Source organism: Bacteroidota bacterium (assembly GCA_016714535.1).
In the GTDB taxonomy this organism is placed as follows: domain Bacteria; phylum Bacteroidota; class Bacteroidia; order AKYH767-A; family OLB10; genus JADKFV01.
Genome location: JADKDR010000002.1, coordinates 158,221 through 172,809 on the forward strand (window position 1 = coordinate 158,221; position 14,589 = coordinate 172,809).

8 protein-coding genes are annotated in these 14,589 nt (G+C 43.9%); all 8 read left to right on the plus strand.

Features of this window, described 5'->3' with window-relative positions:
* The first annotated feature begins 79 nt into the window (after positions 1-79).
* Positions 80-1,102 (plus strand): SprB repeat-containing protein, encoded by a 1,023-nt coding sequence (locus IPO27_03900; GenBank protein MBK8845739.1) that lies wholly within the window; start codon positions 80-82, stop codon positions 1,100-1,102.
* On the plus strand, positions 1,011-5,996 hold the full coding sequence (locus tag IPO27_03905; GenBank protein MBK8845740.1) for a T9SS type A sorting domain-containing protein: 4,986 nt from the start codon (positions 1,011-1,013) through the stop codon (positions 5,994-5,996). The genes IPO27_03900 and IPO27_03905 overlap by 92 nt, the downstream gene beginning before the upstream one ends.
* Positions 5,997-6,248: 252 nt before the next feature.
* The gene (locus IPO27_03910; protein MBK8845741.1) at positions 6,249-6,467 is read left to right on the plus strand and encodes a T9SS type A sorting domain-containing protein; all 219 of its coding nucleotides are present in this window, start codon (positions 6,249-6,251) and stop codon (positions 6,465-6,467) included.
* Positions 6,468-7,100: 633 nt separating this feature from the next.
* Positions 7,101-11,063 carry a hypothetical protein gene (locus tag IPO27_03915; protein MBK8845742.1) on the plus strand — a complete coding sequence of 1,321 codons (3,963 nt, stop codon included), beginning with the start codon at positions 7,101-7,103 and terminating at the stop codon, positions 11,061-11,063.
* Complete coding sequence (locus IPO27_03920) at positions 11,011-13,386, plus strand: SprB repeat-containing protein (protein ID MBK8845743.1); 2,376 nt, start codon at positions 11,011-11,013, stop codon at positions 13,384-13,386. Before IPO27_03915 ends, IPO27_03920 begins: the two co-directional genes overlap by 53 nt.
* Complete coding sequence (locus tag IPO27_03925) at positions 13,352-13,861, plus strand: hypothetical protein (protein MBK8845744.1); 510 nt, start codon at positions 13,352-13,354, stop codon at positions 13,859-13,861. The genes IPO27_03920 and IPO27_03925 overlap by 35 nt, the downstream gene beginning before the upstream one ends.
* Entirely contained in the window at positions 13,851-14,039 is a 189-nt protein-coding gene (locus IPO27_03930) for a hypothetical protein (protein ID MBK8845745.1), read from the plus strand. The genes IPO27_03925 and IPO27_03930 overlap by 11 nt, the downstream gene beginning before the upstream one ends.
* Positions 13,999-14,193, plus strand: coding sequence for a T9SS type A sorting domain-containing protein (locus tag IPO27_03935; protein ID MBK8845746.1), 195 nt, complete (start codon positions 13,999-14,001; stop codon positions 14,191-14,193). The genes IPO27_03930 and IPO27_03935 overlap by 41 nt, the downstream gene beginning before the upstream one ends.
* Positions 14,194-14,589: the final 396 nt, after the last annotated feature.

The following is a 14,589-nucleotide window of genomic DNA, read 5'->3' on the forward strand; positions in this document are numbered from 1 at the left end:
AGATGAACAATTCAAACTTTACTTTTTTAATTTATTAGGTGGTTGCAAGTCAATCTTTCGCATTGCAGCCTTTATGTCTATGGTTTTAATCGCGGTAGATTCTTACGCACAAAACGTATACTCTAGTGAACCTGTGCAATGGGTAGGTAGGCCCAATGGTTATTCTACCACACCATACAATAGTGACTATCGCACTACTGTATATCGGAAATTGTCAACCACCACAGCTAACCCTGCAGATGGCAGAGGCCAATGGAGTACAACCATTAATGTGCAAAATGCCGGTGGAGACATAGCTCCTGATAATATGCCGGGAGGTGGAGGTGCTGGATGGCTGCTTATAAGCGGTCCTTTATCCAATCGCTTTCAAAACAAATGGAACTTCAATGGTATCGGCCAGGGAGCCCTTAATGCATATAATGATGTTGTTTTACAATTAGGCGGTCAGGATATGGGCTTAAATATGGGTACCAGCGGTTATTATCATTTTAACTTTAGAGATGCCGGATATGTAAACAGCAATTTTTTTGTAGGGTATACGCTTAACGCTCCTGTTACCTGTAACTACTCTTCGTTGAGTTATAATTCCATAACTCACAATGCCCAATTATCAGTTTCAACTAGTGCAACCCCATCAAGTGGCGAGGGCGTTTTTGTTCGATATCGTGTTGGAACGAATGATTTTACAGCATCCACATCAGTGGTTGAAGCAACAGGTTCCGGCACTTCGTGGACCGCAACTATTCCTGCTCAAACTTGCAGCACAACCGTCTATTTTTATGTCTTCACATCCACGCGCAGCTTGGCACAATTAAATACTGATAGCGAACAAAATCGTTTTTTGGCTGCATTAAGGTATGATGATAATAGTGGCAATAATTATTCGTATACCAATATCCCGATTACAGCAACATGTTCAGGTACAAATGTTACGTGCCTGGGCGGAATTAATGGTTCCGCTTCAGTAAATTCATCAGGCGGCACATCTGCTTATTCATATTTGTGGAATAATGGCAATACGAATGTGTTCATACACCGTAACGGAACCAGCTATGTTAACAGCAATGTGCAGTGGTGCCAATGTTTCATGCAACGGTGGTAATAACGGCAGCGCATCAGTTACAGCAGGTGGAGGCACATCACCATACATATACTTATGGAGTAATGCATCAACAGATGCTTCTATAACAGGGTTATCCGCAGGAACGTATACGGTGACTGTAACGGATGCCAATAGTTGCATTGCAACGTGTTCATACACCGTAACTGAACCTGCTATTTTAACAGCTACCTGCAGCGGAATCAATGTTTCATGCAACGGTGGTAATAACGGCAGCGCATCAGTTACAGCAGGTGGAGGCACATCACCATACACATACTTATGGAGTAATGCATCAACAGATGCTTCAATAACAGGGTTATCCGCAGGAACGTATACAGTAACTGTAACGGATGTCAATAGTTGCATTGCAACTTGTTCATACACAGTAACTGAACCTGTTATTTTAACTGCTACCTGCAGCGGAACCAATGTTGCATGCAACGGTGGTAACACCGGCAGCGTATCAGTTACGGCAGCAGATGGCACATCACCATACACATACTTATGGAGCAATGCATCAACAGATGCAAGCATAACAGGGTTGGCAGCCGGCACGTATAACGTAACAGTAACAGATGCCAATAGTTGCATATCAACTTGTTCATACACAGTAACTGAACCTGTTATTTTAACAGCTACCTGCAGCGGAACCAATGTTGCATGCAACGGTGGTAACACCGGCAGCGTATCAGTTACGGCAGCAGATGGCACATCACCATACACATACTTATGGAGCAATGCATCAACAGATGCAAGCATAACAGGGTTGGCAGCCGGCACGTATAACGTAACAGTAACAGATGCCAATAGTTGTATATCAACTTGTTCATACACAGTAACTGAACCTGTTATTTTATCTGCTACCTGCTCCGGCACCAATGTTTCATGCAGCGGAGGTAGTGATGGAAGTGCCTCAGTTTCTGCACTTGGAGGTACATCGCCCTATGCATATGCATGGAGCAACTCAGCCACCGATGCAAGTATCACCGGATTGATAGCTGGTTCGTATACGGTAACGGTAACAGATGCAAATGGTTGTACCGCTGCATGCAGTTATACAGTTACTGAGCCTGCTTCAGCCTTGGTTGTTTCTTGTTATTCAGAACCCGCATTTTGCTTCGGAGGAAATAGCTTTATAGATATTTCTGTTACTGGAGGAACAGCCATGTATACTTACCTTTGGAGTAATGGAGTAACGGATGAAGATCAACCTTCTATAGGAGCTGGAACGTATACCGTAACAGTAACCGATGCAAATGGTTGTACAGCAACCTGTTCTACAGAAATTACTGAACCAACGGAAATCCTGGTAACCGCTACTGTTGACTCCGCAACTTGTGCAGGCGATGCAAATGGTGCTATACAGATAAATACAGCCGGAGGTACACCTTGTGCCAATAATTCGCGTGGTCTGTTGATTTCTAAATATTTTGCAAACCCTTCCGGTAATGATGCCGCTCAAGAGTTTGTTGAATTAATAGCTACTCGTAATATTGACTTTAGCGTTACTCCGTATACAGTTATTGTTGCTAATAATGGTACAGCCACCAACTTAGGTTGGAAGCGTGGCAGCACTATCACCTATGCATTTCAGATAACATCCGGCACCGCGGTGCAAGGAGGAGTTTATTATGTAGGTGGCACACAAATGAGTAATAGTGGAATTACATCCAATATTCTACGTTCAATAAACATTACCAACACGGGTGGCGATGGAGGATTAGGAAACTTGCAGGCAACCGCGGGTGTATTTGGTAATGGTGGCTCATCGGCTGATGGTATAGCTATATTTCAGGGTACTGTTGCTACCATCACACCAACCGTGCAACCAATAGACGCCATTTTTTATGGCACTGCCATTGGCAGTGCCATGGTAAGTTCGGGCACAGCCGGCTACATGCTTCCGGTTAATGATAAATACGCAGGCGGATTTTTAGATTCGTCCAAGTTCTTTGCTCTTGATCCGGTTTCTGCACAATACACGGTTGCCACTGGTACCTTCAACCCTATTCTGGATGCATTTACAGCAAATAGAACTTTTGCAAATAGTGCATCGTTTACACCGGGTAATTCAAATGTATTGCTTGTAGGAGCATCTGATCCTTACACCTATGTATGGTCAACCGGTGCAACTACCCAAAACATTTCAGGATTAAATCCCGGAATATATACTGTAACCGTTACAGATTGTAACGGATGTACAAAGTCGCAAGAGTTTACCGTACATTCTAAATTAATACTGAATGGAACAGTTGCCGGAACTAACCTTACTTGCAATGGTAATGGCACAGGAGCAGTTGATTTGATGATTACCAATGGTACACCGGCCTTTACGTATACTTGGAGCAATGGCGCCACTACCGAAGATATAAGCGGAGTAGCCGCTGGCACATACACAGTTATGGCTGCGGATATTAATGGATGTTCGTTAACTGCCATGGTTACCTTATCTGAGCCAACCACAATCACTTTGAGTGGAACAGTATCCGATGTTCTTTGCAACGGTGATACAACCGGAGCAATTACACTATCACCTTCAGGAGGAACACCATGTGGCGAAAATGCACCCGGGTTAGTTATTTCTAAAATTTTCCCAAATCCAAACGGAAATGATTCTCCATTTGAATTTGTTGAATTGGTTGCAGTAAAAGATATTGACTTTAGTGTAACTCCGTATTCAGTTGTATTTGCCAATAATGGAAATGCCAATGCCAATGGATGGATACAAGGCGGAGGCGTAACCTATGGTTTCGATATAAATTCAGGTACTGCAACTGCCGGCTCGGTTTATTACGTTGGGGGATCTTCTATGGTTCCTGTAAGCAACCGATTGAGACATATAAACACCGCAACCACGGCAGGTGACAATGGATTGGGCCTTGCTAATGCCACAGGGGTACTTGGCAATGGTGGTACCAGTGCTGATGCTGTTGCAGTATTTAATCAGCCACTAAGCGCATTAACACCTTCAACTGTGCCTGCAGATGCATTATTTTTTGGTTCAGTTATCGGTGGAGCTGCCTTACCCGGTGGTACTACCGGTTATCAATTACCTGTCAATGATCATTACAGTGGAGGTAAATTACAATCTGTTGCTTTCCTTGCCTTAGACTCCAAGACTGATACCGTAATTCAGGCTTCAGGCACCTACAGTTTGCTCACAAGTACATTTACTACCCCGCGCACATTCACCTATGCTAATATCGCTTCGTTTGCACCGGGCGTGTCAGGTGTTAGCATTACTATGGCTAATGCCTACTTGTATAGTTGGTCTAATGGCACCACTAACCAGAATGCCACAGGTCTTTCTGCAGGAACATATACCGTTACCGTTACTGATTGCAATGGATGTATTAATACCGGTTCTTTCACAGTTAATGAACCAGCTTTACTAACGGCAAGTTGTTCCGGTATGGATATAACATGCTTTGGTGCTAATGATGGCACTGCTTCTGTAACAGCATCAGGTGGCGTATTAAATTATACCTATTCATGGAGTAATGGTGATACCAATAGCTCGATTACCGGACTTAGTGCTGGTAACTATTGTGTTACTGTAACGGATGCCAATGGTTGCACCGCTTCTTGTTGTTACCTGGTTGCTGAACCGGCTTTAGTACAAATAAGCTTAACACCAACCAATGTTACCTGCCTTGGAGGCAGTGATGGAGCCATCAACGCTACGGTTACCGGTGGCACACCTGTGTATACATATTTGTGGAGCAATGCACAAACCGATGCCATGGCATCTGGTTTGATGAGTGGAACATATACCGTAACGGTAACCGATGCCAATGGATGTACTGCCACGGCCTCAGCTACCATTACACATACCCTTGCAATACCGGCAATGCCGGGTGCTGTAACAGGCCCAACGTTGGTATGTCGCAACACTACTCAATCGTATAGCGTAGCTGCTGTACCCGGTGCATCAACCTATACCTGGACCGCTCCTGCCGGAGCAACCGTTACCGGTGGTCAGGGAACAACCAATGCAACCATCTTCTATAGCAATTCAGCGGTTACAGGCAATGTAACGGTAACAGCGGGCAATGTGTGTGGTACCAGCGGCCCACGTAGCGTATTGGTAACCGTTGTACCAAACAAGCCTGCCATGCCAACAATAAGCGGTTTGCAAAATGGAGTGTGCGGACGTAAGAACCTGGTTTATACATGTTCGGTAGTAGCCGGAGCAACCTCATATACCTGGACCGTACCTACCGGAGGTACATTAGTAAGCGGGCAGGGAACCAACAGCATAACCGTACACTTTGGCAATACATTTACCGGTAGCGGATTTATTACCGTAAAGGCAAATAACATTTGCGGAAGCAGCAACGTACGTTCATACTTTGTAGGTGGCAAGCTACCAACTCCTGTAATTTCAGGCTTAAACTGGACATGTCCTGACTCAATAAGAACATATACCATTGCTCCAATAACCGGAGCCACCAGCTATACATGGACGGTTGTTCCGGGTAGCACCTTAATAAGCGGTCAGGGAACAACTTCTATTACCGTTAAGTGGGGTTACATTAATGGAGTAATCAAGGTGAAAGCTAATTCGGTATCGGTATGTTCAGGAAGTAGCACGGCCCAAAAGCCGGTGTCTTTTACATGCACGCGCGAGGGCAATGAACAGTTTGGTTCTTTAGGAGTATATCCAAATCCAACCGATAACTTTACCATAGTAGACTTCGATGCATTTGAAACCAGCGAAGGTACCTTGCAGGTGTATAACATGTTGGGTTCATTGGTTTACGATAGGGCAATAAGTGTAGCCGAAGGACGTAACCGCTTAGAACTTAATGTACAGAGTTTTGCACCGGGCACATATCTTATAAGGGTTTCTGCCAAAGGCTTTAGCCGCGTAGAGCGATTGGTAGTAGACTAAGCGTGCGTTGCCAGGCCCTGCCTGCCTAAACCAACCTGCTTAAAACAGGCAGTTTAATATCAGGATAATAGGTATTTGACCTATAAAATTCAGAAGCCCTCTCCACTTTGGAGAGGGCTTTTTTTATGACATGATCTTTATAAGTTACCTAAAAACACTGCCAGAATTTGATTTGCCTCTAAAGAAGCAAACTCGAACTTTGATATTTCAGAAATTACATTTTATCCAAACCTGGAAAGCAAAACAACCACATTGCAGTTTGATGGTTTTGCCGATGGAAATGCGACCATAACCGTATACGATGCAATTGGCAAACAAGTTTTTGCGCAAGAAGTAAGTTTGGAGGAAGGCGAAAATATATTCCTTGTCAATATTTCTAATTTTGCTAAAGGAATATTTTACCTAAAAGTTTTATTTAATGGATTTACAAGAATAAAGAAGTTGATGGTGGAGTATGTTTCTGTTGAATAGCAAATTAAACAAAAAAGCCGGCAAATAATTGTCAGCTTTTTTATTGATGTCGGGTGGTAAGAATGAAAGGTGTTCAATGCAACACGGTTTTTAGAAAAAATTTCGAGTGTGGTGGTAAAGCTTAGCAAAAAGTTTTCTGAGACTAAATAAATTATTAATACAGAAAAGGATGAATTCTCATTAAAGCCGCATTTATCGGTGCATAGAAAATAGAAATTTCTTGTTGTTTCGGCATAAGCAGCTTTTTTCAAAATCAGTCATCTTCCGGCAAGTTTCGGTTCTAAAAATTGTTATTACCCGAAAAATCCAAGTCAGTTAACTTTTTTTTGTTTTGAAAATCAATGGATTATGAAATAATGGAGGATGTGTAAACATACACTCAAAAATTCGTCTACCTTGCACGATATCCCAACAGATAATAATTTCTCCATTTTCTTAACGTCAAGAAACAGAATGTCAAAAAACAGAAAGTATTTTGATTTCGTAAATTGTAGCAAAATTACTTTTTTCAGGAAGACGCGGTACTTTAACAAGGACCACCCACCAGAAGACAGTTCGAACTTTGCTTCCCCTTTCTATTTAACATCATTTCACATTTAAATAATACAAATAATAAATCTAAAATCAATAATTATGAATCAAAGAATTTACACTTCGAATTCACCAGCGCATGCTCGCTGGACTTCAACATTTGTGTTGACCTGCCTGCTACTGGTTAGCGGCTTGTTTAACAACACAGCTAATGCACAATGTATTCAAGGCAGCGCTTTTGGTACAGCTACACTTTCAGCTACAGTTAGCGGTTCTGCTACAATAGGCTGTAACTTTGGTGGAGAATATGGTACCTGGAATAGTGCTGTTACCGGTAATACGTATAACTTTACCTCTACAATAGGTACAGATTACCTTACCATTAGTGCAGCGCCTGGTGGACCTGCCATAGCATTTGGTACACAACCCTTGTCATGGGTATCAACCGTTACCGGTACTATTTATGTGCATGTAAGTACAAACCCTTCTTGTGGTACTGCCAATTCTTGCCGCGATATAACAGGAACTACGACAGCAATTTTTGTAGCTGGCTGTACTAATGGTAGTGCTTTTGGCACTGCAACATTATCTGGCGCACTTAACGGTGCTGCTACTATAGGTTGTAACTTTGCTGGAGAATATGGTACATGGAATGGCGCTGTTACAGGTACTACCTATAACTTTACCTCTACTATTGGTACTGATTATCTTACTATTCACACCGGTAGTCCTGCTGGACCTATAGTTGCATCAGGTACACAACCTTTATCATGGGTTTCAACTGTTACCGGAACCATTTATGTTCACGTAAATACAAACTCTGCTTGTGGCACTGCCAATTCTTGCCGTGATATTACCGGAACTACGACAGCGCTGCCTGTCATTACCTTACTCACACCCTTTACCGGGTCTAACTCTATTGCTTGCGGCACCAACACAACCCTTTGTACACATGCCGGTTGCGGTGTAACTTATAGTAATAGTGTTGATGGACATACCATAATTAATGCGGCCAACTCGGCAGTAATTAATATTAACGGAACGTACAGTACTGAATCTAGTTTTGATTTTATAACCATTTATGCCGGTTCAGGTACAGGTGGTGCTATACTTTTTGGACCGGTTTCAGGTTCAGGAACTATAAATTATACCGGTTTACCAGGCCAAACACTTACTGTGCGGTTTACTTCTGATGGTAGTGTAACATCTACAGGTTACAATTTAGCCGTTACTTATACGGGGTCATGTTTACCACCAAATTTATTGGTTCCGTTTACCGGATCCAATACCAATCCATGCGGCACCAACGTTACCTTATGTTCACATGCAGGATGTGGTGTTGCCTATAATAGTAATGCAAATGGTTCTACCACCTTACTTAGTGGTGGCACTGCAGCCATTAATATAAATGGCACATACAGTACTGAAGCTAGTTTTGATTTTATAACCATATATAATGGTGTAGGCACTGGTGGTACCATATTGTTCGGGCCTGTATCAGGATCTGGCACAATAAATTATACCGGATTACCGGGTCAAATTCTTACTGTTGGTTTCACCTCCGATGGCAGTGTTACCTCTACAGGTTTTAGTTTGGCTGTTACCTACACCGGACTTTGCGCACCGCCTTGTTTAATTACAGCATCGGCAGCAGCAAGCCCTACATCAGTATGCCCGGGTGGCGTTTCTACACTTACGGCAACTGCTGCTTCAAATAACGGGGCCGTATCTTATTTATGGAGCACCAGTGAAACCACTCAATCTATCAGTGCTGGCCCTGGAACCTATACCGTTACGGTTACAGATTTAATTCCGGCAAACTGCTCGGCATCTGCTACAGTAGTTGTTGGTGTTAATTCTACTGCTATCACTACCGCAGCTACAGCTACCACCATTTGTAATGGAGCATCGTCAACGTTAAGTGCTACTCAAGGCACAAGCAACACACTAAGTTGGGTTGAAACACTTGTGGGTGGAGTAACAACACCGGCACAGTGTGCTACATGGGATGCATTTAGAGCCTCATTGGTTCCGGCACCTTATACCTCGTGTGCCATGTCAGGTACATTTGACCCAATAGGCAGAACAGCTACCACTCCTGCAACAGTTCAAGCAATTGCCAATGCATTAAAAAATGCTACAACCTTTAGCGCTCTTGATGGTGCCAATACCTGGGTTGTGGGATTAGCCTGCGGCAGCGGATGCGGTGGTGGTGCTGTTGAATTAAGTGCCGATGGAACTTCATGCTCTTGTACAAGTCCGGGTTATAATGTGCGTCCAAATCTGGTGGGATCCAATTCAGGTGGTGTAAATACTGCTACCTGCGGTGGACCTACTCAAACTATTACGGTTTCATTTAGTTCAAATTCTGTTGGTCCACTTAATACTTATTCTTGGGCACCTGCAGCAGGTTTGAGTTGCACTACATGTGCTACTCCGGTGGCTAGTCCATCAGTAACAACTACTTATACCGTTACCGGAACACTTTCAAACGGATGTACAGGTACTGCTACTATTACTATAAATGTAACTACAGTAAACGCAGTTTGCAATGGAACTAACGTAAGTTGCAATGGCGGCAGCAATGGCACAGCATCGGTAAGTGCCTCAGCTGGCACACCGGGATATTCATATCTATGGAGTAATAGTGGTACAGATGCAAGCCAAACAGGTTTAGTAGCAGGTACGTATACCGTAACAGTAACAGATGCAAATGGTTGCACTGGCACATGCAGTTATACCGTAACTGAGCCTGCTTTATTAGTGGGCAATTGCAGCGGTACAAATGTATCGTGTAATGGTGGTAGCAATGGCACAGCCATGTCAGCCCCATCAGGCGGTACTTCGCCTTACACGTACGTATGGAGCAATAGTGGTACAGATGCAAGCCAAACAGGTTTAGTAGCCGGTACATATACTGTAACGGTAACAGATGCTAACGGATGTACAGCAACCTGCAGTTATACCGTAACTGAGCCTGCCTTATTAGTGGGCAATTGCAGCGGTACAAATGTATCGTGCAGTGGAGGAAGCGATGGTTCGGCTATATCAGCTCCAACAGGCGGTACTTCGCCTTACACATACGTATGGAGTAATACAGGATCAAATGCATCAATAACAGGCTTAATGGCAGGAACCTATACCGTAACCGTTACCGATGCCAATGGATGCACAGCAACTTGCGAATATTCAGTAACTCAGCCTGCAGCAATAGTTGCTGGCTGCTCAGGAACAAACAATGTATGTTTTGGAGGTGCCATTGGCACAGCAAGTGTATCAGCAAGTGGCGGTACAAATACTTTTACATATTTGTGGAGCAATGGTGGTACCGATGCAAGTCAAACTGCATTAATAGCAGGCACATATACAGTAACTGTAACAGATGCTAACGGTTGTATAGCTACATGTTCATATACCGTGACTGAACCTACAGCACTAACGTTATCGACTTCTCATCAGGATGTTAATTGCTTTGGAGACAGTAATGGTTCAGTAACGGCAACTGCAGGAGGTGGTACACCGGTTTATTCTTATTTATGGAATACTGGTGCTGCAACTTCAACTGTTACAGGTCTTGCAGTAGGTACTTATACGGTTACTGTTACTGATGCTAATGGTTGTACAATTACTGGCACAGCCCAGGTTGGATCACCTGCACAGCTTATCGGTACAATAACAGGAACTATAAATGTTACTTGCAACGGTGCCAGTACTGGTTCAGCAACTCTTACTGCATCTGGCGGACATTTACCTTATAATACTTATATGTGGTCTAACGGACAAACAACAGCTACAGCTACTGGACTAGCAGCCGGAACATATACAGCAACAGTTACTGATCATAATGGCTGTACAGCATCAGCTTCGGTAACAATTACGCAGCCGGCATCTTTAGCCGCTACATGCAGCGGAACAAATGTAACATGTAACGGTTTTAGTGACGGTAGCGCATCAGTAGTTGCAGCAGGAGGTACATCACCTTATACTTACGCATGGAGCAACGGATCAACAAATGTCAAGCATAACAGGATTAGCTGCCGGTACGTATACTGTTGCAGTAAATGACGCTTGTGGTGCAATAGCAACATGTTCATATACCGTAACAGAGCCAGCAGCGTTAACAGCCTCATGCAGTGGAACAAATGTTCTGTGTAATGGAGGTAGCACCGGCAGCGCAACGGTAACAGCGGCAAATGGTACTTCTCCTTACACGTATGTATGGAGCAATTCAGCAACAGATGCAAGCATAACAGGATTAGCTGCCGGTACGTATACTGTTGCAGTAAATGACGCTTGTGGTGCAATAGCAACATGTTCATATACCGTAACAGAGCCAGCAGCGTTAACAGCCTCATGCAGTGGAACAAATGTTCTGTGTAATGGAGGTAGCACTGGCAGCGCAACGGTAACAGTGGCAAATGGTACTTCTCCTTACACGTATGTATGGAGCAATTCAGCAACAGATGCAAGTGCAACCGGATTGTCGGCAGGAACATATACGGTAACCGTAACAGATGCAAACGGATGTATAGCAACATGTTCATATACCGTAACAGAGCCAGCAGCGTTAACAGCCTCATGTAGTGGAACAAATCTTGTATGTAATGGCGCCAGCAATGGCACAGCAACGGTTACTGCAACAGATGGTACACCGGGATATACGTATCTATGGAGCAATGGCAGCACCGATGCAAGCCAAACAGGATTAACAGCAGGAGCATATACTGTAACAGTAACAGATGCTAACGGATGTACAGCAACATGTAGTTATACAGTGACAGAGCCTACAGCAGTCGCTGCCGCTTGCAGTGGCACCGGTACAACTTCCATAGGAGGTTCTGATGGAACAGCCAGCGTAGTAGCAAGTGGTGGAACACCGGGTTACACCTATTTATGGAGTAATGGTAATACAACCACAAGTCAAACCGGCTTAATAGCTGGTACATATACCGTAACGGTGACTGATGTAAATGGTTGCACCGGCAATTGTTCATATACGGTAGTAGATCCGGTAGTGATAATAGCTACCTGTTCGGGTACCAACGTAAGTTGTAATGGCGGTTCAGATGGCTCGGCTTCAGTAACCCAATCAGGTGGTATGATGCCTTATACTTACTTATGGAGTAATGGCGGAACTGATGCAAGCCAAACAGGCTTAGCAGCAGGAACATATACAGTAACCGTAACTGATTTTTTTGGTAATACAGGTACATGTTCTTATACACTAACCGAGCCTGCATTATTAACTTCCACTTGTTCGGGCACCAATGTAACATGTAATGGAGGTAGTGATGGCAGTGCAAGTGTAACAGAAAGTGGAGGCACTTCGCCCTATGCTTACTTATGGAACAATAGTGCAACCACCGCAGCAATAACCGGTTTAACAGCTGGAACATATAAAGTAACGGTAACTGATGCCAATGGATGTACAGCAACATGTGAATATACAGTAACCGAGCCTGCAGCACTTATGGCAAGCTGCTCGGGTACCAATGTATCATGTAATGGCGGAACTGATGGCTCAGCAAGCGTAATAGCAAGTGGTGGTACAAGCCCATACGGTTATGTGTGGAGCAATGGTGGAACAGATGCAAGCCAAACCGGCTTAGTAGCAGGCACCTATACAGTAACCGTAACAGATGCCAATGTATGCATCACAACATGTGAATATATAGTGACCGAGCCGACAGCTCTAACTGCCACTTGCTCAGGCACCAACGTATCATGTAACGCAGGTACTGATGGAAGCGCTAGCGTAGTTGCTGGAGGCGGCACCGCTGCTTACTCCTACCTATGGAGCAATTTAGGTACAGATGCTTCGCAAACAGGCTTAATGGCGGGAACCTACACAGTAACCGTAACAGATGCCAATGGATGTACAGCTACCTGCGAATATACCGTAACCGAGCCGGCATTATTAACCGTTTCGTTAACACCTACCAATGTTACTTGCCTTGGAGGAAGCGATGGTAGCATAGCTGCCAACCCAGCCGGAGGCACCATGGCGTATAGTTATATGTGGAGTGATGGTCAGACTACGGCAACAGCGACTGGCCTTATAAGCGGAACATATACCGTAACGGTAACCGATGCCAATGGATGTACTGCCACGGCCTCAGCTACCATTACACATACCCTTGCAATACCGGCAATGCCGGGTGCTGTAACAGGCCCAACGTTGGTATGTCGCAACACTACTCAATCGTATAGCGTAGCTGCTGTACCCGGTGCATCAACCTATACCTGGACCGCTCCTGCCGGAGCAACAGTTACCGGTGGTCAGGGAACAACCAATGCAACCATCTTCTATAGCAATTCAGCGGTTACAGGCAATGTAACGGTAACAGCGGGCAATGTGGTACCAGCGGCCCACGCAGCGTATTGGTAACCGTTGTACCAAACAAGCCTGCCATGCCAACAATAAGCGGGTTTGCAAAATGGAGTGTGCGGACGTAAGAACCTGGTTTTATACATGTTCGGTAGTAGCCGGAGCAACCTCATATACCTGGACCGTACCCTACCGGAGGTACATTAGTAAGCGGGCAGGGACCAACAGCATAACCGTACACTTTGGCAATACATTTACCGGTAGCGGATTTATTACCGTAAAGGCAAATAACATTTGCGGAAGCAGCAACGTACGTTCATACTTTGTAGGTGGCAAGCTGCCAACTCCTGTAATTTCAGGATTAAACTGGGCATGTCCTGACTCAATAAGAACATATACCATTGCTCCAATAACCGGAGCCACCAGCTATACATGGACGGTTGTTCCGGGTAGCACCTTAATAAGCGGTCAGGGAACAACTTCTATTACCGTTAAGTGGGGTTACATTAATGGAGTAATCCAAGGTGAAAGCTAATTCGGTATCGGTATGTTCAGGAAGTAGCACGGCCCAAAAGCCGGTGTCTTTTACATGCACGCGCGAGGGCAATGAACAGTTTGGTTCTTTAGGAGTATATCCAAATCCAACCGATAACTTTACCATAGTAGACTTCGATGCATTTGAAAACCAGCGAAGGTACTTTGCAGGTGTATAACATGTTGGGTTCATTGGTTTACGATAGGGCAATAAGTGTAGCCGAAGGACGTAACCGCTTAGAACTTAATGTACAGAGTTTTGCACCGGGCACATATCTTATAAGGGTTTCTGCCAAAGGCTTTAGCCGCGTAGAGCGATTGGTAGTAGACTAAGCGTGCGTTGCCAGGCCCTGCCTGCCTAAACCAACCTGCTTAAAACAGGCAGTTTAATATCAGGATAATAGGTATTTGACCTATAAAATTGAGAAGCCCTCTCCGCTTTGGAGAGGGCTTTTTTTATGGATAATTTTGAAAATTGCCAAAAAAACAAATTTAAAAAGTACTTTTAACATGCAAAAAATGCCATTATAAAGCTGGTGAGATTGTCCATGGAAATGACCTCTAAAACATACCTCATGGCCAAATTTTAGAGTAATAAACATGCAATAAGTGCTAAGCTGGTTTTGAAAATAGAACTTATTAACAGGCTATTTTTTAAAAGTTGAAAAAATACCATGTACTTTTAATCTGACAATTATATCTTTACAGCCTTATAAAAGCCCCTTTAAG

Bases quoted from the DNA above. Each gene is read 5' to 3' on its own strand.
- IPO27_03900 (MBK8845739.1), top strand. From the start codon at position 80: ATGGTTTTAATCGCGGTAGATTCTTACGCACAAAACGTATACTCTAGT.
- IPO27_03925 (MBK8845744.1), top strand. From the start codon at position 13,352: ATGTGGTACCAGCGGCCCACGCAGCGTATTGGTAACCGTTGTACCAAA.
- IPO27_03905 (MBK8845740.1), top strand. From the start codon at position 1,011: ATGGCAATACGAATGTGTTCATACACCGTAACGGAACCAGCTATGTTA.
- IPO27_03920 (MBK8845743.1), top strand. From the start codon at position 11,011: ATGTCAAGCATAACAGGATTAGCTGCCGGTACGTATACTGTTGCAGTA.
- IPO27_03915 (MBK8845742.1), top strand. From the start codon at position 7,101: ATGAATCAAAGAATTTACACTTCGAATTCACCAGCGCATGCTCGCTGG.
- IPO27_03935 (MBK8845746.1), top strand. From the start codon at position 13,999: ATGCATTTGAAAACCAGCGAAGGTACTTTGCAGGTGTATAACATGTTG.